The sequence below is a fragment of the Octadecabacter dasysiphoniae genome, assembly GCF_021532615.1.
In the GTDB taxonomy this organism is placed as follows: domain Bacteria; phylum Pseudomonadota; class Alphaproteobacteria; order Rhodobacterales; family Rhodobacteraceae; genus Octadecabacter; species Octadecabacter dasysiphoniae.
Genome location: NZ_JAKGAQ010000001.1, coordinates 1,103,180 through 1,122,130 on the forward strand (window position 1 = coordinate 1,103,180; position 18,951 = coordinate 1,122,130).

Below are 18,951 nucleotides of genomic sequence, written 5' to 3' on the forward strand. Positions count from 1 at the left end.
ACTTCAAAAGGTGACCCAAGATGACCATCCGTTCCGACCTTGCCGACGCTGTTGGCAACACACCGCTGATCCGCCTGCGCGCTGCATCCGAAGCCACGGGCTGTGAGATCCTTGGCAAAGCTGAATTCATGAACCCCGGCCAGTCCGTCAAAGACCGTGCGGCGTTGTTTATCATTCGCGATGCTGTGGCCAAGGGGCTGTTGAAACCCGGCGGCACCATTGTCGAAGGGACGGCGGGCAACACGGGAATCGGCCTTGCGCTGGTGGGGGCGTCGATGGGATTCAAGACCGTGATCGTCATCCCCGAGACCCAGAGCGAAGAGAAAAAGGAAATGTTGCGCCTTGCGGGGGCGGAATTGGTGCAGGTGCCAGCAGCGCCGTACCGCAACCCCAACAACTTTGTGCGCTACAGTGAACGTCTGGCCAAGGAAATGGCGCGCAACACCAATGAGGGCGTGATCTGGGCCAACCAGTTTGACAATATTGCCAACCGCCAAGCCCACATCGAAACGACTGGCCCCGAAATCTGGGAACAGACCGACGGTAAGGTGGACGGATTTATCTGCGCGGTCGGGTCTGGCGGGACGCTGGCGGGTGTTGCCATGGCGTTGCAAGACAAGGGCGTCAAGATCGGGCTGGCGGATCCTGACGGGGCCGCGCTGTTCAATTACTACACCAAAGGTGAGCTGAGCATGACCGATGGCGGTTCCATCAACGAAGGAATCGGGCAGGTGCGCATCACCGAAAACCTGAAAGATCTGAAGCCGGATTTTGCCTACAACATCCACGACACAGAGGCGCTGCCGTATGTGTTTGATTTGCTGTCTGACGAAGGCCTATGTCTTGGCGGATCAAGCGGTGTGAACATTGCGGGCGCTGTGCGTATGGCGCACGATATGGGGCCGGGGCATACCATTGTGACGATCCTGTGTGATTATGGCACGCGCTATCAATCCAAACTGTTCAATCCTGAATTCCTGCGGTCCAAAAACCTGCCCGTTCCGGCGTGGCTGGATAAAGAGCCCGTAGTCATTCCGTCGGTCATGGAAGACGTATGAAATATATAGCGGGTTTTCTGATCGCACTGCTGCTGGCGTCTGTGTCGCTGGCGCAGGAGGCTGATCTGGTCGGGTCTGACGCGGACCCTGTTGATGCTTCGGTCGTGCTGCCGGATGTCTTTGAAGACCAGTCCGAATGGGACAGTTTTGCAGCCCGGGTCGAACTGGCGATCAGTGCGGGGCGTGCGTCCAACACCGTTTTGGGCGGGTTGCGCAGTGAACTTGCCGATTGGCGTGATATTTTTCTGGCCCGACAGGGATTGAATGCGTCGCGGATTGCCACGGTGCGGGCCCAGATTGCGGCCCTTGGTCCTGTGCCCGAAGACGGGAACGTAGACCCACGAGTGTCCCAGCGCCGCGATGCGTTGAATGCGCAGCTGCTTGAACTGCGCGCGCCTGTGATCCTTGCCGCTGAGGCGCATACGCAGGCCGATGGCATGATCGGAGAGATCGATGATCTGATCCGCGAGCGCCAATCGGCGCGGTTTACCGAAAGATCGACATCGCCTCTTAACCCGACGGTGTGGGCGCGCACTTGGGACAGTCTTGTCACCGCGCTGCGATCAACGCGCGCTGAAATCAATGGGCAGATATCAAACCCAAGCCGTCGCACCGAATTCGTTGCGGCATTGCCGGGGATATTGGCGTTGTTTGCCGTGGCTTTGGTGTTCGTGCTGCGCGGGCGCAACTGGTTTTCACGTCTGACCGGTCTGATCGAGGCGCGCACCACACGTGGGCGCGGTGTTGTGCGGTTCTTTGTATCGCTCGGCCAAGTTATCATGCCGTTCTTGGGGCTTGTGGCGCTGTCTTCGGCGTTGATCCTGACGGGCATGATGGGGCGGCGCCTGGAGGCGGTTCTCGAAAATGTCGCGCTTTGGGGATTGTTCCCGATCTTGGCGCATTGGCTGGCCGGGCATTTGTTGCCCAAATCCGGCACACCAGAGGATCACCCCCTGCGGCTGAGTGAACAGGTGTCAGGGCGGGCGCATCGCCGTTTTGTGACGCTGGGCTATGCGTTGATGCTGTTCTGTCTGGTTGATGCGTTTTTGACGGCCAACAGTTTTGATGCCGTGCCGTTTGCGGTTGTGATGTTTCCTGTGGGCGTTGTGCTGGCGTGGCCACTTTATCGGTTCGGCAAAGTACTGCGCGAAAGCCTGCTTGAGCAAACCGAGGAGGGCGCGCGGTCTTTTCGTGGGACGGTCCGTGGTTTGCTAAGCCGCGGTTTGATGCTGTCGGCTGTGGGCGGGGTGGTGTTTGCCGCGCTTGGCTATTCCAGCGCCCTTGAGGTTCTGACATTTCCGGCGGCTGTCACCGTTTATGTGTTGGGCATATTGTTGTTGCTGCAAACCCTGACCATGGACACCTATACGCTGGTTTCAAAATCAGAAACCGGTGCGCAGACGGCGCTGATGCCGGTGTTGATCGGGTTCTTGCTGGTGCTTTTGGCGCTACCAATTCTGGCGGTGATCTGGGGCACACAGGTCACCGACCTGACAGAGATGTGGGCGCGGTTCCAGGAAGGGTTCGCCATTGGTGAAACCCGTATTTCGCCAACATCGTTCCTGTTATTCGCGGTCGTGTTTGTGGTTGGTTACACTGTGACGCGGCTGGTGCAGGCTGCATTGCGCACCACGGTTCTGCCGCGCACCAAACTGGATGCGGGCGGGCAGAATGCCATCGTGTCGGGCATGGGGTACGTCGGTATTTTCCTTGCGGCCGTTATCGCGATCACCACAGCCGGGATCGATCTGAGCGGCTTGGCCATTGTTGCGGGTGCATTGTCGGTGGGCATTGGTTTTGGTCTGCAAAACATCGTGTCCAATTTCGTGTCGGGCATTATTTTGTTGATCGAACGCCCGATCAGCCAAGGCGATTGGATCGAAGTGGGCGGGCAGATGGGCTATGTGCGCGATATCTCTGTGCGTTCCACCCGGATTGAGACGTTTGACCGCACAGACGTGATCGTGCCCAACGCTGATCTTGTGTCCAACCAAGTTACCAACTGGACGCGTGGCAACAATGTGGGCCGTGTCATCGTGCCTGTGGGCGTGGCTTACGGGACGGACACCGAATGGGTGACGTCAATCCTGAAAGAAATCGCAGAGGCGCATCCGATGGTTCTGCTGAACCCCGGGCCGTCTGTGGTGTTCCAAGGGTTCGGTGCGGATTCGCTGGACTTTGAAATTCGCGCGATCCTGCGGGATGTGAATTACGTGCTGGGCGTGAAATCGGATATGAACCACGCCATTGCCAAGCGGTTCGTTGAGGAAGGTATCGAAATACCGTTTGCCCAGCGTGATCTGTGGCTGCGCAACCCAGAGACGCTGCAAAAAGGGTACACGCCCGCACCGACGCCCCCAAAACCGTCAAAGGACGGCGATACATGACCAAGACGCTGTTTCTTGAAGATGCGTATTTGCGCGATGCGCAGGCCCGTGTGTTCGCTGTCACGGATGAAGGCGGGATCATTCTGGATGCGACGATCTTTTATGCCACGGGCGGGGGCCAGCCAGGGGATTCCGGCACGCTTAGCTGGGAGGGCGGCAAAATCGACATCGCGACTGCGGTGAAAGGGGACGGGGGCACGATCATTCTGGTGCCCGCCGAACCCAATGCCCTGCCGCCCGTGGGCGCCACCGTTACGCAATCGCTGGATTGGGAACGCCGCCACCGCCACATGCGCGTGCACACGGCGCTGCATTTGTTGTCTGTCGTTATTCCGTTGCCTGTTACGGGCGGGTCGATCGGCCCCGACAAGGGCCGCCTGGATTTCGATATGCCCGATGCCTTGGACGACAAGGCAGGGCTTGAGGACACGCTGAACAAGCTGATCGATTGCGATTTCGAAGTTTCGAGCGAATGGATCACCGATGCGGAGCTGGCCGCGAAGCCGCAGTTGATCAAAACCATGTCCGTCGCCCCACCCAAAGGGGCGGGGCATGTGCGCCTTGTGCGGATCGGTGAGGGCGAAAACACCGCCGATCTGCAACCGTGCGGCGGAACCCATGTGCGGTTTACATCCGACATCGGGCGCGTCCGCCTTGGCAAAGTCGAAAAGAAGGGCAAGCGAAACCGCCGCGTTTACTTGCATTTGGAGGGCTGATGTTCAAACTGTTGTTCACGATTTCGGGGCTGTTTGCAGTGGTGTTGGGGCTGGTGTTGGTGATTGCCCCGCATGTCTATCTGGCGCTGTATGTGCCGCAATTTGACGAAGCAATGGTGTTTGCAGCGCAGCGCCTTGCGCCCGCAATCATCGGGCTGGGCGCGTTGTTGTTGCTGGCGCGTGATCTGCCTGCCGGGCCATTTGCGGCGCGGTTTGCGGTGCTGTCATCGCTTGTCTGGTTTGGGGTTGCCTGCACGGGGGTCTTTCATTTTGCAACCGGCGTCGCGACGTCCGCGATCCTGATTGCCGCCTTGATTGAAGTGGCGCTCGGTGTGTTGTTTGTGCTGGCTGCGCGGCAGATGAGACACGGTTAGCCCTTGGCGATTATTTCTGCCAAAGACCCCTTGCAAACCCCACCGCTTATTGGCTAAACGCCCCCCTACGGACAGGTGGCCGAGTGGTCGAAGGCGCACGCCTGGAAAGTGTGTAGGCGGGAGACCGTCTCCAGGGTTCGAATCCCTGTCTGTCCGCCAGATAACCAATTTTTAGTTTTGAAGTGTAGTTGTAGGAAACTCGAAGCGAAGCGTTAGGGCTTTGCTTTGTTGGGTTTTTCTCGTTGACTAAGTGTCTAGTCGCGTTTTGGTTATTCGAAGTCACTCTAGGAATTTCTGGCTAACGGCACGAAAAGTGTAGTTGGAATCGTAGTCGAGGACATGGTGCGATTGGGGGACAATCGATATGACGGCAAAAATTTGGAAGAAATATGTGGTGAAGACTCACCTACAGGCAAAAAATGCGCCGAGAGGTTCGCATCCTGTTTCCGATGTTAAGGGGCTGCTTCTTCCGGCGAACGGGTCTCCGATCGCCGATATCCTGTGTCATTAACCAATGTTACACTTCTGGCAGGAAGGCAATGCTAGACGCTGGAGTGGCTCCAGGGGCTGCCAAGGGGCCACCTGAGTGCAGTGGTGGGGTCTGATGGGGCTGTGGTCGTCAAATGTTCAACTTGCGCCTGACAGCGGCTATTTCGGGGCGTCTTTTGGGCCAGGCACAGTTGATAACACGGAGGTTTAGTATTCCTACGGTCAGGTGCGGCTATGTGGACTGCAGATGGGGTAGAAATTTGGTGTTTTTTGCAGCTGCAGCGTAAGTCAGCTTTGAGCCCTACTTTACCGAATGCTGCGCTGAGTACGAATGTCTGCTCTGGCGAGCTATTGTTCCATTGTCTTCGCCGGTCGGCAAAAGGTGGTGATCGCTCAGCCAGGGACAAAACGCTGTCTTAGCTTTTTGCGCGTTACCAATCAAAGAGCAGCACTCATTGCCATTGTCCGGGGAGAAGATGATTTGGAAAGTGAACTCTCAACATGAGCGAGCATTGCCTTCAACTCGTTGAAATCAATTGGCTTGCGCAAGACCCAAGATGCATTTTTGGACAGCTCGAACAGCTCACCATTGGGGTATTTGTTGCTGCCAGTCAGATAGATGATCTCGGCATCTGGGATGCGATATCCAGCGAGGTCGGCAACTTGAATGGAGTCGACCGGGCCAATCATGAGGTCCAGCAACAAAAGGTCGGGCGTCACCTGGTTCAGAATTTCACATGCTGCGGGGATGTCACTAGCTGCGTAAGCCAGATGCCCGCAATCCTCCAACACCTGAGTGAGTGCAAATCGCAGAGCAGGATCGTCTTCAAGAACTAGAACCTTCAACATCTTTCCTCCAATCAGGGCAAAGTTGCCAAAATATTGCCACCAAAAGTTAAGGAGCCGTAAATGAGTCGAAGGTAAGATTGAACGATACCGCTCTGAAATACTTAACAATGTGTTAACATATTCAGTCTATGGCTTTTTTTGACAGAGAATTAATTGCACGTGCGCGTAGACCGCGCCTGCCAAGAGTGTGGTATTTACGCGATGGAAACTTCCCTGACTCAACTGTCGTTGGTCGACAGCCCTGCGACGGAGGACTTTGATCGCTTCACCCGTCTGGCGACTAGGATGCTTGGCGTGCCAGTGGCTCTTGTGTCGATTGTGGACTTTGACAAAGACAGGCAATTCTTCACAAGTGCGTGCGGCTTGGGTGAGCCGTGGGCAAGTCAACGGCAAACACCACTGACACATTCATTTTGCCAGCATGTCGTTGCCGCGAATGAACCTCTGGTGATCGAAGATGCCCGCATTCACCCACTTGTAAGCGACAATCTGGCCATACGTGACTTAAACGTCGTAGCATATTTGGGCATTCCAGTAACAGCACCAGATGGCAGGGCTCTCGGCGCTCTTTGCGCGATTGATACCCGGCGACGTGCTTGGTCAGAAGGCGATATCTCCATTCTCAATGATCTGGGCGGGTCTGTGACAAGCCAAATTGGCTTACGCGCGGCACTTCTAGCGAGTGAAAGCTCCAAGAAGGCAGCCTCACAATTTGGAAGTGCGGTCGAAAATTCGCACCATGAAGTGTTCATGTTTGAAGCCGACACGCTCAAGTTCACGACCGTGAACAAAGGGGCCCGCTTCAACCTTGGTTACGACATTGCAGAGCTCCGCGAGCTTACACCGGTGGATATCAAGCCGGAGTTTAGCCAGCTGGACTTTGACACGTATATCGAACGGCTGAGAACCGGAAGCGTCCCAAATCTCGAATTTGAGACCAAGCATGCGCGCAAGGATGGCAGCACTTATCCGGTTTCAATACGGCTGGAACTCCACAACGATAGCAATATGTTCATTGCTTTTGTTGAGGATATTACCGAGCGGCGAAAGCTGGAAAAAGCCCTTGCGAAGGAGACCGCGAGTTTCCTGTCATTCTTCCAATATGCGCCCGAACCTATGACAGTTTCGGCGATGGACACGACCATTTTGCAAGCAAATCCAGCCAGTGAACGCCTTTTCGGACTGTCATCTGAGAACCTTTTGGGAACGCAATTTTTGCCATACATTCCTGAAGACAGCCGACCAGAAGTGCAGTTAGGTTTTTCACAGGCTACCCCTGACAATCCGTTCTATTCTGTTTTGCTGGAACAGGTTATGAACGGAATTCCAAAGAGCCTAATATGGTCGAATGTCGTACAATTTGAAGACGGCAAGCCGTCAAGAATTTTCTCAATCGCAAATGACGTAACAGAGTTGTACGAAGCAAAAACGCTGGCTGAAAGCAGTGCCAGCGAAGCGAAGAGGGCAATGGAAATCCGCAAGGTGTTCTTAGCCAATATGAGCCATGAAGTCCGCACACCTCTCAATGCCATCATGGGGTTGTTCCAACTCATCCAGATGGCTGACGTGCCGGAGCGCCAGAAGAAGCAGGCAAAGGTGGGCCTCGATGCCTCGCATCACCTTTTGGCTCAACTGGTAAATGTATTGGAACTGTCCCGTGTTGAGGCCAATGCCGTTGAGATAGAACCCAAACCAACGGATATCCGGTCGTTGGCAGAACAATGGTTCGAGACTGCATCAGCAACAAATCATCGGCTAGGAAAACCTATCGAACTTTCGCTTGAGATTGACGAAACAACACCCCAACTCGCTGTTCTTGATGAACGTCGAGTGACACAAATTCTGAATAACCTGACAGACAACGCTCTTAAATTTACCAAAGAAGGCCGCGTCACTATCCAAGTTGGTCAGGTATCTAATACTGACGTATCTGCACCCCAGCAATTGGAGATATCGGTATCCGATACTGGATGTGGCATCGCTTGTAACAAACGCGAAGCGGTTTTTGAGCGGTTTGTGCAGATTGACGATGCCCAGACAAGGGAGAACAGTGGATCAGGACTTGGGCTGGCCATCAGCCGTGAGCTCGCTGTACTCATGGGGGGGGCACTTGACGTGACGTGTCCATCGCCTGACGATTGCTACGCAACCACCTTCTCGCTACGGTTGCAGTCTTTCAAATGAACGGAACGTCCAAAATGGCAGCGGCAAAGAAAATCCTCTTGGTTGAAGATGACTATTTCACTCGATTCATGATGCAAGAGATTATCGATACGTTGGGTATCGATGTTGATATCGCCAAAAACGGTCAAGAAGGCTGTGAGCGGCTCGACAAAAACCCAGGAGACTATGGTTTGGTCCTAATGGACATCCATATGCCCAAATTGTCTGGTGTTGATGCGACCCAGATTATTAGGCAAAGACCCAACGATCCGCCGCGCAATGTTGCCATTATCGCGGTGACAGCTGATGAGCATTATCATGACAATTCGGTGGTGAGTAAGCATGGTATGGATGGGTTTATCGCCAAGCCAATTACCGCAGTTGAGCTTAATGGTTTGATTGATCGGTATTGTGGAGCCGCTTGATAAAACACGCCTATCTTTCCCCAGTGTTGTCCTATTAATGTGAGGCTCATCCCACAGTTTAACGTTTGTCCACGAACAACGCTTGTTGGCACGCCGAAGAATCCAAAAGCCGCCTTTGGCGCAGCTGCAGCGAATGATCACTTTGTCCCGCATCTTTACAGTTGGTGCTTTGTGTGGCGAACGGCGGCAGATCTCAGACCTGCCCTTAGTGCAGATCGCAGCGAAGGTGTCGGGTGAGCCCGAAGTAACCGACGCTGCACGTTGCACGAATGTCCGCTATCAGAAGTGAGCCAATAACCCTCAGCAACAACTTCGGTTTTGAACGGGGTTTTTAGTACCACAAAACGATGTAAGGGCCATTCATTCCAAAAAACACGCGGTCGTGGAATGGCATTCCATCCCCCAAGAACCATCCTCACAAGCACCCCGTGATCGATGTTAATAGGTTTTTCTTTCAGAAATTTTCCTCGCGGTAGCTTTATATTCTGGTTATGAGTCCCGAGCCTAGTGAGTGTAATTATTCGATAATGTGGGCGTGCTACGGCGAAAATTCTTTCGAACAGGAGTGTAACTCGTGCAGAAACCGCTTTTGAATGGTTTAGCGTTGACAGCCATTGCAGCAACATCACTGATGCTATGGGCACTTCCATCTTGGGCTGATGCCACGCCTCTGTCGGGTATGGATATGGTCGAATTGGCTGCAAGCCATGAGCGGAGTGGCGAGTTGGAAGCCGCTGAAGCTCTCTACCTACAAGCGTGCGATCTGGGAGAAGGATTCGGATGCTCAGGCCTAACAATACTGCACGAACAGCGCGGTGACCTCGAAGTTTTTGAAGCTATTTCTAGAGAGGGTTGCGAGGCGGGTAGCGGGCTATCCTGCGTGTTTTTGGGCGACATAGCGATGTCGCGGGGGGATCCGATGGCGCTAGCATACTTTGATACCGCGTGCGACCTAGGCCACGGCGGAGGGTGCTCTTTGAGAGGCGATAAGCATGAGATTTACGCTGAGTTTGATCAAGCCGAGGCGCGATACGCGGAAGCCTGCGATCTCGACAATATTAATGGGTGTCTAGGTCTTGCTTACGTATTGAGCAGTATTGGGAGGTATGAGGAAGCCGCTTCTCCTTACCGACAGGCCTGCGACTTGGGTAGCGCGGAGGGGTGTTTTTTTGTCGGCACGAGCTTCTTTAGACAGGAAGACGTACAACAAGCGCTGGTGTACTTGGAAAGGGCCTGTGGAATGGGTTTCGATAAGGGCTGCAATTTGGCTAGAATCTTGCTTTCATCCAATTGAAATGCTTCGCGATGATGTAGCAATACGCAAGCGCCCCAAGATGCGCCCAGCACGACCGCATGTTGAACAACTCGCCCAACCGGACACTGATGCACGTGCGGCGAAGGTCAGAAAAGTCCCGCAAAGCGGTCACCGGCGCACCTTGCAGCGAAAGTCTGCTTTGAGCCCATTCTGTAAATTCGTATTTTGTGCTGCGTGCGCTCGCGGCGCAGGAAATGCCGCATGAGCGAGAAGTTTCGTGCCGCCGCGCAGCAGGAAGAACCGCCATTCATGTAGACCGCAGCACGGATCAGCGGTCGAATTTACAGAGTGCGGACGAAGTGTTCTTTTGGGTCACTATCTCGCCGCCAAGGCCAATCGTCAGCCCTGCGATCTCTTCGACAGTATCGTCGCCTTCCGGGCCCTGAATGAGCGTACGCCCTGTTTCAGATTGCAGCGATCCGCCATCCTCCACCGAATTGGCAGACGAGAGTGCGGCTTGGATGGCGACGGGCGGTACGTTTTGATTCACGCTCAGAACCAGGTTGGGTTCAACGTAAATGACTTCGTTGGGCACACCGGATACCCTACAGTCAAGCACTAATATGAGGTCGTGCTATGATGATTGGCGAACTGGCAAAACGATCCGGCCTCTCAAAGGACGGCTTGCGCCACTACGAGGCCCTTGGCCTTATCCACTCCAGCCCCGTTGCTGCTGGAAGCAGAACCTACCGCATTTATGACGACACGACGTTGGAACGACTTTCTCTCATCTCTCTCGCCAAGCGATTGGGTTTTAAGCTGAGGGAACTCACTGAATCATTGGACCGGCTGTTTTCCGATACGGTCTCGCGCGAGGAGCGTGCACAGATCATTTCTGAAAAGGTGGCAGAAGTGGACATCAAGATTGAAGAACTCACAGCTGCGCGAGACCTTCTAGCTGCTTTCATAGTCACGCCAGACAAAGAATTCATGGATGAGATGTTGAAAGATATGGGGTTGTGGCTGGAGTGAAAATCACTGCAAGCGCCATTTATTCTTTTCACAAACAGTCATCTTCGAAAAAATTCGCTTAGCGAACCTTCACGCAGCTCCAGCGAATGTCGGCTCTGTCCAGCTCCTCGATGGTCGATCCCGCGAGCAGCGAAAGGGCGGTTTGAATTTCGCGCCTCTGACTGGCTTTCAATGGCCGGTATGGCGACATCGGCCGCAACGCAGCGATAAGCGTGCCGCACCTGCGAGGGGATGCTACGTCAGCGAAGGCGGGAAAACGAATGTCGGTTGTGTCCGCATAGCGGGCATTGATGCATTTCGGAGTTCGCAATCGCAGAAAATGGTTTCTGCACAATGATACCAGAATACATTCGAAAACTACCTGGCGCGTGCGGCTTCTGGCACACCTAGTCACTCAAAACTTTGTAAACCGTGGCCCTGCCTATCCCAAGCCGCTTCGCAATAGCGGTTGCACCCATACCAGCTTCTTTGAGTTCTTTAACCTGAGCACGGTCGACCGTTTTGGGACGGCCGAGGTAAATCCCTTTGGCGCGAGCCTTAGCAATCCCCTCTGCCTGACGCTTCCGAATGATGTTTCTTTCAAACTCAGCGAAAGCACCCATCATTTGCAGCTGAAGTTTAGCGAAGGCATCGTCCGAATTGGCCGAAAACGTAAGGTTTTCTGACCGAAAGGTGACTTCTACACCTTTGTCATTCAAGGTTTTGATAATGGACTGAAGGTCCCTCAGGTCTCGAGCCAGTCGATCAATTGCGTGGACGACCACGACGTCGCCTTCGCGAACCCAATCAATCATGAAATTTAGCGCTGGGCGATCTTTGGCGTTCTTGGCCGATAACTTTTCTTCGAACAGCCTATCTACGGGTCCAAGATCTTGGCGGTCAAAGCTCTGCTCTTCAGTGCTAACCCGACGGTATCCGACTACTGACATTTTTGTATCCCATGCTTCTAGACCTTTTGAGACTATGTGTCCACTAAAGCATAATCAACCCTAAAGAGACGCCCTTGTGCGGGAAAACTGATGTCGCCTTTGGGTAGACCTAAAATAGACACTGGCATTCTTATCAACATGCAGTCTGCGAGGCCGACGGTAGAGTGACGGGGGGTGACCAAAGTCCACCGCGTTTATTTACACTGACCCGCCTCCACCATGATCAAAGATTTTTTTGTGTCATTTTGACACGAAAACTGGCGTTGGAGGATCGTGAAAACAGGCTGCGTCCGTGGTTATCGCATAAGAGTAGGGTAGGGCACATCAGTGTGTGATGACATGCGGCACACGTATGGACATACTGCGCTTCGATCAAAAGAAGACGCAAAGCTTGGTTTGCTAATTTGGGCGGATTGCGGACTTTCGCTGCGAGTGCGAGAGTTCCTTATGAGGTCGTCAAAGCGGACATTGCGATAAATAGCCGACTTCGCCTGAAAGCCGTAATGCCCCTTTTCCAACAACGTGAACTGACGTAACGGCTGTGTGCAACTGTCAGCAAAAATTACTCACGGGCGGGCAGAAATCGCGTGCTTGTGGTCAAGCGTATGCTACAGTGTATCTATATTTTGCGGTGCGACCGCCAACGGACACAAGATTTACACATGGCCAAAGCAGAACAAATCAAGGCGCTGATAAACTCGTATCTCAAGAAAGATGATGAGCAGTTTGTTACTGTTGCGCTGCAAGTTGCTGCTAATGAAGCAAAAAAGGGTCATGGTGCTCTGGCGAATGAAATTCGTTCTCTAATTGACCAAAGAAACAGAAGCCCCGTTTCCGTTGTTTCTATCAGCGGCGACCTAGCCGATTTGGTTCAGGAGGTTTCCCCATCGGCTGATGTAACTTCGCTTGTTGTTAGCGAAGGATTACGCTCGCGGATTCAGAGAGTTGTAAAAGAGTATTTTCAATCTGACAAACTCGCGAAACACGGCATGGAAAACCGGCGCAAGGTGCTTCTGTCGGGCCCTCCGGGAACTGGGAAAACACTCACAGCCGCTGTGCTTGCGCATCAAACCGGATTGCCACTGTACGTTATCCAAGTTGACCGCCTCATCACAAAGTACCTTGGAGAAACAGGAGCGAAACTGCGCCAAATTTTTGCGTTGATCCGAAAATCTCCAGGGGTTTATCTCTTCGATGAATTTGATGCGATAGGTGCGCAACGCGGTTTGGAAAGTGATGTTGGGGAGATGCGTCGCATTTTGAGCGCCCTTCTCCAGTTTATTGAAGCCGACGATTCCCGTAGCATACTGGTTGCAGCAACGAACAATATTGATGCGTTAGATGTAGCCTTGTTTCGACGATTTGACGATATTTTGCGGTATGCCAAACCGGACAAGACAGAAATCGAAGCTCTAATAAAAAATCGACTTGGCGTATTTTCAGGGAAATTCAAGATGAACCCTGTTGTGAACGCGGCACATGGTCTAAGCCATGCAGAAGTAACCCAAGCTTGCGACGATTCAATAAAAGAGACAATTTTGACAGACAGACCCTCAGTTACGCAAAAACTATTATTGCAGATGTTGGCGGAGCGAAAATCAGTTTATTCCACATAGAAAAGTAGCCAATGGCCGAGTTAGAATTCCCTCACCTTTTTCTAAACACAGTCCCGAATAGCCAACAATACACGAATCCTACCGGCGGCGGATCTAAATTCCAGCTACCAGATCGCCCTAATCGCATTCAGCATGCTGACTATGTTCGAAATGCGCTCGATAAGATCTGGGATGAATCTTTTACCCTCAAAGAACAGCGAAAAGCCGTATCACTGCCGGCCCGTACAGGAACGTACGTAGAGTTTGAGAGTGCTGCTGGTTTCGAGCTGAAGTTCGAAAGCCTTGAAACAAGAAGATCAGGAATTCGGTTACTAAACGTCCGAGCCCACGAAAACCCGAACGGTAGCAAGACCCAAAGGGCAACGATTTTTGTTCCTCATGGCAAGGAAAAAATACTTGCAGATAAGGTTCGGCGTTACCGAGACGAAGACACACCGAAAGACCAGCCTAAAAACAAGCCCTTGGTAGAAAGCGTAGAAAATCTTCGTATCGCTTTACTCCACTCGTTCTGGAATGATGATGTTGGCTTGATCCCACCGGTCGATGCTCCGCACGCTTGTGAAATCTGGCTGCGCACTCCGACAAAAGAAGGTGAAGCTGCGTCTATTGTTGTGTTTCGGGAGGTTTGTGAGGCGCTAAACATAACGCTGCGTGACGGCCATATCTCTTTTCCGGAGCGCGTTGTGGTGCTTATCGAGGCTAACTCACAGCAGCTCACTGATTTAATATCTTCCACCGATAATCTTGCCGAATTTCGTCGCGCAAAGGAAACAGCGGATTTTTGGGTGGGCATGGAAAACGCTCAACAAGCTGAATGGGTGCAAAATTTGGCTGCTAGACTAAGTGTCGATGCGGGAACTAAGACATCCGCATGTGTGATCGATACGGGCGCGAACAATGGGCACCCGTTGCTCGCGCCTTTGCTTGCTGAAGCCGACTGCGAGAGCGTAGACACCGATTGGGGAACCAACGACGAAGACGGACATGGAACCAGCATGTGTGGCAATGTCGCGTTCGGTGACAACCTTGGGCATTGGTTGCAAACCGATACAGCCATTTCGCTGCCATACAAGTTGGAATCGGTAAAGCTCATACCGAAATCTGGCTTCAAGGAAGATCAAGACCTCAATGGCTACCGAACTAGCCAGGCGGTTACGCGTGCGGAAATATCGAACCCAGAGTTCACTAGAGCAATCTGCATGGCGATAACAAGTACGGACGGGAGAGATAGGGGCCGACCTTCATCATGGTCGGGTATGATTGATGCTTTGGCTGCTGGAGTCGATGATGAACAAGAGGCGCGTCGGCTCTTTATTCTTTCGGCAGGCAACGTTCGCAATGCTTCCGATTGGGCAAATTACCCCGATTCAAACGTCACGTCAGACATTCATGATCCAGGGCAAGCTTGGAATGCTCTGACCGTCGGTGCCGTGACATTCAAGGATCAAATCACCAACGCGGATATAGCAAACATCTATACGCCCATTGCGACAGCCGGACAGCTTTCTCCCTACAGCACGACTTCTATGATGTGGGACAGCAAGTGGCCCAATAAACCAGATATCGTACTTGAAGGTGGGAACGCGGCTGTTGATGGCACGAATTTCACGACACAGCTAGAAGACCTATCGTTGCTGTCACTCAATCATAAGCCGCAGCTTGCCAATTTCACCGGAAATTATGCTACAAGTGCTGCTAGCGCGCTTGCCACAGAACAAGCCGCCAGGCTTCACGCGCAATATCCCAACGCTTGGCCTGAAACGATAAGGGGACTCATGGTCCATTCGGCGCAATGGACACAACAGCTTTGGAACCAGTTCTCGGACCCCGGCAACTCACATAAGGCAAATCGAGAGAGATTGTTGCGTGCATGTGGCTACGGTATACCAAGTGTTGAACGTGCGATGTCATCGGCGAGCAACAGCCTGGCAATGATTGTGCAAGGGGAAATTCAGCCGTTTCAAGAGAAAAAGAAAAATGACTTCAAAGCGAATGACATGCATTTCTATGCTCTGCCTTGGCCAAAAGAAGCACTTAACGATCTTCCGCTAGACACCATGGTTACCATCGACGTTACGCTCTCCTACTTCATCGAGCCTGGTCCGGGTGAAATCGGTTGGCGGGATAAGTATCGCTACAGATCGCACGGCTTGGACTTTAATCTTAAGAAGCCGACTGAAAGCTTGGACGAATTCGTAACTCGGCTCAATAAGGCCGCTCGTGAAGATGATGACACTGACTATGGTGGCTCTGGGGTAGATTGGCAGATTGGCGAGAAAAAAGGTCGAACGCGAGGTTCAATTCATAGAGATTGGGTGGAGATGACAGCTGCCGAAGCTGCGGAAGCTGGCGTTGTTGGTGTCTTTCCGCGCTCCGGCTGGTGGAAAGAGCGCCCTTACCTCGGCAAAGGTGACTCGAAAGCACGTTACAGTCTTATAATCGCCATTCGAACACCGAAAACGGACGTCGACATCTATACGCCTGTGGCAATCGAAATTGAGCAACAAATTCAAGTTTAGTGAGGCCGGCGTACAACCGCCAAGGGTTGGTCGATGGGAAGGTTCGCAAGAAGAAGCTCTAATCTATTGTCTCGATGAGGTTGCTTCCATTGCATGGTGTATATCCAGACCACGCTAAGCAGGTCTCCATGAACTAGCCTGCTGACCTGCTAGGCATGTCACGCTCTTATCTACTCAAAGTGCGAGCTCAATTTCCGCAATGCGGTTTGCCATCGCAGCATCTCAATACTTATTCCAAGTTCCGATCTGGGCCGCTTGACCTTTTCGGTCGAGCGGGCAATCATGTACTTGGCCTAGCGCGTAGGCCGGTGTGCCCGCCATGCGAAGCAAAGCAACGCGACTTCATTTTTTTGGATACCATGCCTTTGGCAGGGTCCGATAAGCAGCGGGCACCTTTTCGGATCCAGTTCGGATATGGATCATGAAACCGACATACTATCTTAAGAAACTGAAAGAACTGTCCAAGCGCTACGCGCGAGCTCAACAGGTACCTCTCCACAAAGCGCGTGATGCGGTTGCCGAAGTACTGGGCTTTTCACACTGGAACGACGTTATTAAGGCGCATAGAGCCAGATGGACCCCAACAAAGGAGCATGTCTTTGCCGTTGAAAGCTTGCTCGTCGAAGCGTTGCCCGGCGATGAAGCTGGTGGGCCTCGATCTGGGTCATTTATTGGAGACTCAGTCTTCGAGACAGATGTTCAACACGGCACCATTGATGGGCACGAATACTCTATCTCAGCTTCAATGGGCGACGTTCATATGCATGGGGCAGGTTGGCACCTTTACGTGCCTGAAGCTCCAAACGGGGAGCCTCGCCTAGAGATCGCAAAACAGATTGAGCACGAGGCTCCAGTTTATGAAGCCCCATTTCAGCAAGAAGCGCTCGGCATCGCGATCAAACGAGCGGAACAGGTTCGTGCGGGAATAGCATCAGATTGGCCAAGACGTTCTACAAAGCCAGACAAAGACGGTCTCGTCCGTCATCCCTTAAACGGAGCTGAGTCAGATAAGTGGTTCTGCTTGCATTGTGATACTTCGATAACTAGCGAACAGATTGCCAGGAGTCTTTGGCATTGCCCACGTTGTGACGCGTCTCCACTCAATATCTTCGAAAGTCCTTGGTGGCTTGAAGACCATGATGCACGGCCAAAGCCATTTTCTAACAAAGAGAAGCAAGGGAGGCCGGAGCTAGTGGTCGATATTGCGGATACACGACCGAAACTGGATTTAGATGCCGAAAAGATAACTCTACTCATGCGAAGTGCACTTGTTGAAGATGCTTCGAACGTTAGTGAGCGGTTGGGTGCTTTATTCGCCGATATCTTTGTTCATGATGACAATGACGTATGCATCACCTTTGATGAATACCTCTGGCCGGAGCACAAGGAACCTATTTCGGCACTCGCAGTTGCGGCTCAACTCGGGATAAATGTTGATCAAGAACTCTGTCTGCGGGAGTTGCCCTTTGCTTGGCCAGGATTAGGTGAGCACACCAAAAGTACCGTAGAGTACACGGAAACGATGCTGAAAGCTTACGCCGACCAAAGGGCCGACAAAGACGTCAAATGAAAAATGATCACTGGATTGGAGGTTGCGGTGAGTGTTTCCGCAACCTCCAACATGTGAGTAGGACGATCTTCAGGATTTGCCACTTCAGCGAATGTCCGGAATGTGGGCTGCGGCTGCAGCATTGAAGATGCGCATTCAAGGGCAGCTCAGGGCCGTAAGTACCGATTGTGATCTCAGCTCCGTTCAAGTTCGCGCAACGTCAACTTCGAAACCGGCGGTGAAGTTCTTGGCGCAAAGACAGCGCGAGAAGAAAGTGTTGTAGAAGTGTAGTTTGCGATCGAGCGAAAATTTAAATTATTAAAGACAATGTATTAGGATCTGGATTGAATGACTGTCTGTCCGCCACTTCATCTAGCGTAAATGCTGGGCTCCTTGTTTTTCTGATCTGTCTTAAGTGGGTTACGGGTTTGCGTAATCTTGGCGCATTTTCACGTTTCAAGACGGGTCGTGCCGCCTGTGGTTTGGCACGGTTTCGGACTGAACCATGGTTGCGCCAATAGCCGCTTTCGCAGTGTGCGGATCTTGGTTATCCATTCGATTATGCGCAAAAAATTGAAATCGCTTAGTATTGTTTTGGTCTTGATGGTGGTGGCGCTTTGGGCAGGAAACACATCCTTGTTTGTGGCGGGGCTAGAAAACCACGATACCCGTTTGATAGCCCACCGAGGTGTACACCAAGTCTATGCAGGTACGGATCGTTCGATTGACTCGTGTCATGCGGCGCCGGTTGAGACGATTGAACATCCTTTCGTCGAAAACACATTGCCGTCTATTGCAGAGGCATTTCGCCTTGGCGCAGATGTCGTGGAGATCGATGTTCATCTTACATCCGACAACGTTTTTGCTGTGTTTCACGACTGGACCCTTGATTGCCGCACGGACGGAACGGGCGTCACCCATAAGCAGAGCTTTGCGTATCTTCAAACCCTTGATGTCGCGTACCGCATTGATGACGCAACCGGCACCTATCCTCTTCGGGGGCAGGGCGTTGGCCTAATGCCGTCCCTGACGGATGTGTTGGGCGTGGATTGGGACGGGCAACTTCTGATCAACTTCAAAAGCAACCGTGCGGAAGATGGCGCCGAGTTTGCCCGAAGATTGGCGGAACTTAGAATGTCCGATCAGGTGTTCGGTGTTTACGGAGGGGCGCCGCCCACGCGGGCCGCGATTGAAATGACGCCCGGTTTGCGTGGGTTCGACAGAGCGTCTTTGAAGGGCTGCCTTACCCGGTATCTGGCCTTAGGTTGGAGTGGTCATATCCCGGAGAGCTGCCGTGACACGTTTGTTGTCGTGCCTCAAAATTACACGGGTTTATTGTGGGGTTGGCCGCATCGTTTTACGAAACGTCTTGGCGCGGTTGGCACAGATGTTGTCTTGGCCGGCCCCTACGACGGGACGGGGTTCATCAGCAGCATCAATGATATCGACGCTCTCTCTCAGGTGCCGGATGCATTTGATGGCTATATCTGGACCGACCGAATTGAGGTGATCGCCCCCCGCATCATGGCCGAAGACTAAGGCAGGGCTTAAGTCACAAACATCTTACAAAACCTTCATCTTCGTGCATCA

At 52.6% G+C, this 18,951-nt stretch carries 15 protein-coding genes and 1 tRNA gene; 13 read left to right on the top strand and 3 right to left on the bottom strand.

The window, feature by feature from the left end; translation table 11 throughout:
• Nucleotides 1-20: 20 nt before the first annotated feature.
• From L0664_RS05385 to L0664_RS05405, 5 genes are all read left to right on the top strand, one after another.
• Nucleotides 21-1,058, top strand: coding sequence for a cysteine synthase A (locus L0664_RS05385; RefSeq protein WP_235224593.1), 1,038 nt, complete (start codon nucleotides 21-23; stop codon nucleotides 1,056-1,058).
• Nucleotides 1,055-3,445, top strand: a complete 2,391-nt coding sequence (locus L0664_RS05390; RefSeq protein ID WP_235224594.1) for a DUF3772 domain-containing protein — start codon at nucleotides 1,055-1,057, stop codon at nucleotides 3,443-3,445. Before L0664_RS05385 ends, L0664_RS05390 begins: the two co-directional genes overlap by 4 nt.
• On the top strand, nucleotides 3,442-4,161 hold the full coding sequence (locus L0664_RS05395; protein ID WP_235224595.1) for an alanyl-tRNA editing protein: 720 nt from the start codon (nucleotides 3,442-3,444) through the stop codon (nucleotides 4,159-4,161). Before L0664_RS05390 ends, L0664_RS05395 begins: the two co-directional genes overlap by 4 nt.
• The gene (locus L0664_RS05400) at nucleotides 4,161-4,535 is read left to right on the top strand and encodes a hypothetical protein (protein ID WP_235224596.1); all 375 of its coding nucleotides are present in this window, start codon (nucleotides 4,161-4,163) and stop codon (nucleotides 4,533-4,535) included. The genes L0664_RS05395 and L0664_RS05400 overlap by 1 nt, the downstream gene beginning before the upstream one ends.
• Before the next feature lie 69 nt (nucleotides 4,536-4,604).
• A tRNA-Ser gene (locus tag L0664_RS05405) sits at nucleotides 4,605-4,694 on the top strand.
• Nucleotides 4,695-5,462: 768 nt separating this feature from the next.
• On the opposite strand, the gene L0664_RS05410 is transcribed toward L0664_RS05405, so the two are convergent.
• Entirely contained in the window at nucleotides 5,463-5,873 is a 411-nt protein-coding gene (locus L0664_RS05410; protein WP_235224597.1) for a response regulator, read from the bottom strand.
• Nucleotides 5,874-6,074: 201 nt separating this feature from the next.
• Between L0664_RS05410 and L0664_RS05415 the strand changes: the two genes are divergently transcribed.
• The 3 genes from L0664_RS05415 (at nucleotide 6,075) to L0664_RS05425 (ending at nucleotide 9,755) form a co-directional block, all read left to right on the top strand.
• Complete coding sequence (locus tag L0664_RS05415) at nucleotides 6,075-8,057, top strand: sensor histidine kinase (protein ID WP_235224598.1); 1,983 nt, start codon at nucleotides 6,075-6,077, stop codon at nucleotides 8,055-8,057.
• Between the two features lie 14 nt (nucleotides 8,058-8,071).
• Nucleotides 8,072-8,461 (top strand): response regulator, encoded by a 390-nt coding sequence (locus L0664_RS05420; RefSeq protein ID WP_235224599.1) that lies wholly within the window; start codon nucleotides 8,072-8,074, stop codon nucleotides 8,459-8,461.
• A gap of 574 nt (nucleotides 8,462-9,035) precedes the next feature.
• Nucleotides 9,036-9,755, top strand: coding sequence for a hypothetical protein (locus L0664_RS05425; protein ID WP_235224600.1), 720 nt, complete (start codon nucleotides 9,036-9,038; stop codon nucleotides 9,753-9,755).
• Nucleotides 9,756-10,044: 289 nt separating this feature from the next.
• Here the strand turns inward: L0664_RS05425 and L0664_RS05430 are convergent, their stop codons facing one another.
• Nucleotides 10,045-10,311, bottom strand: a complete 267-nt coding sequence (locus tag L0664_RS05430) for a hypothetical protein (protein WP_235224601.1) — start codon at nucleotides 10,309-10,311, stop codon at nucleotides 10,045-10,047.
• Nucleotides 10,312-10,352: 41 nt separating this feature from the next.
• Between L0664_RS05430 and L0664_RS05435 the strand changes: the two genes are divergently transcribed.
• On the top strand, nucleotides 10,353-10,748 hold the full coding sequence (locus tag L0664_RS05435; RefSeq protein ID WP_235224602.1) for a MerR family transcriptional regulator: 396 nt from the start codon (nucleotides 10,353-10,355) through the stop codon (nucleotides 10,746-10,748).
• A gap of 386 nt (nucleotides 10,749-11,134) precedes the next feature.
• Here the strand turns inward: L0664_RS05435 and L0664_RS05440 are convergent, their stop codons facing one another.
• Nucleotides 11,135-11,677, bottom strand: a complete 543-nt coding sequence (locus L0664_RS05440; RefSeq protein WP_235224603.1) for a recombinase family protein — start codon at nucleotides 11,675-11,677, stop codon at nucleotides 11,135-11,137.
• A 662-nt stretch (nucleotides 11,678-12,339) separates the two neighbouring features.
• On the opposite strand from L0664_RS05440, the gene L0664_RS05445 reads away from it, so the two are divergent.
• The 4 genes from L0664_RS05445 to L0664_RS05460 all read left to right on the top strand — a co-directional run bounded on the left by L0664_RS05445 (nucleotide 12,340) and on the right by L0664_RS05460 (nucleotide 18,900).
• Nucleotides 12,340-13,293 (top strand): AAA family ATPase, encoded by a 954-nt coding sequence (locus L0664_RS05445; RefSeq protein ID WP_235224604.1) that lies wholly within the window; start codon nucleotides 12,340-12,342, stop codon nucleotides 13,291-13,293.
• Between the two features lie 11 nt (nucleotides 13,294-13,304).
• On the top strand, nucleotides 13,305-15,812 hold the full coding sequence (locus L0664_RS05450) for a S8 family peptidase (protein ID WP_235224605.1): 2,508 nt from the start codon (nucleotides 13,305-13,307) through the stop codon (nucleotides 15,810-15,812).
• 421 nt (nucleotides 15,813-16,233) lie between these two features.
• A complete protein-coding gene (locus L0664_RS05455) occupies nucleotides 16,234-17,382 on the top strand; it encodes a P-loop NTPase family protein (protein WP_235224606.1) in 1,149 nt (382 codons plus the stop codon).
• A gap of 540 nt (nucleotides 17,383-17,922) precedes the next feature.
• On the top strand, nucleotides 17,923-18,900 hold the full coding sequence (locus L0664_RS05460; protein WP_235224607.1) for a glycerophosphodiester phosphodiesterase family protein: 978 nt from the start codon (nucleotides 17,923-17,925) through the stop codon (nucleotides 18,898-18,900).
• The last annotated feature ends 51 nt before the right edge of the window (nucleotides 18,901-18,951 follow it).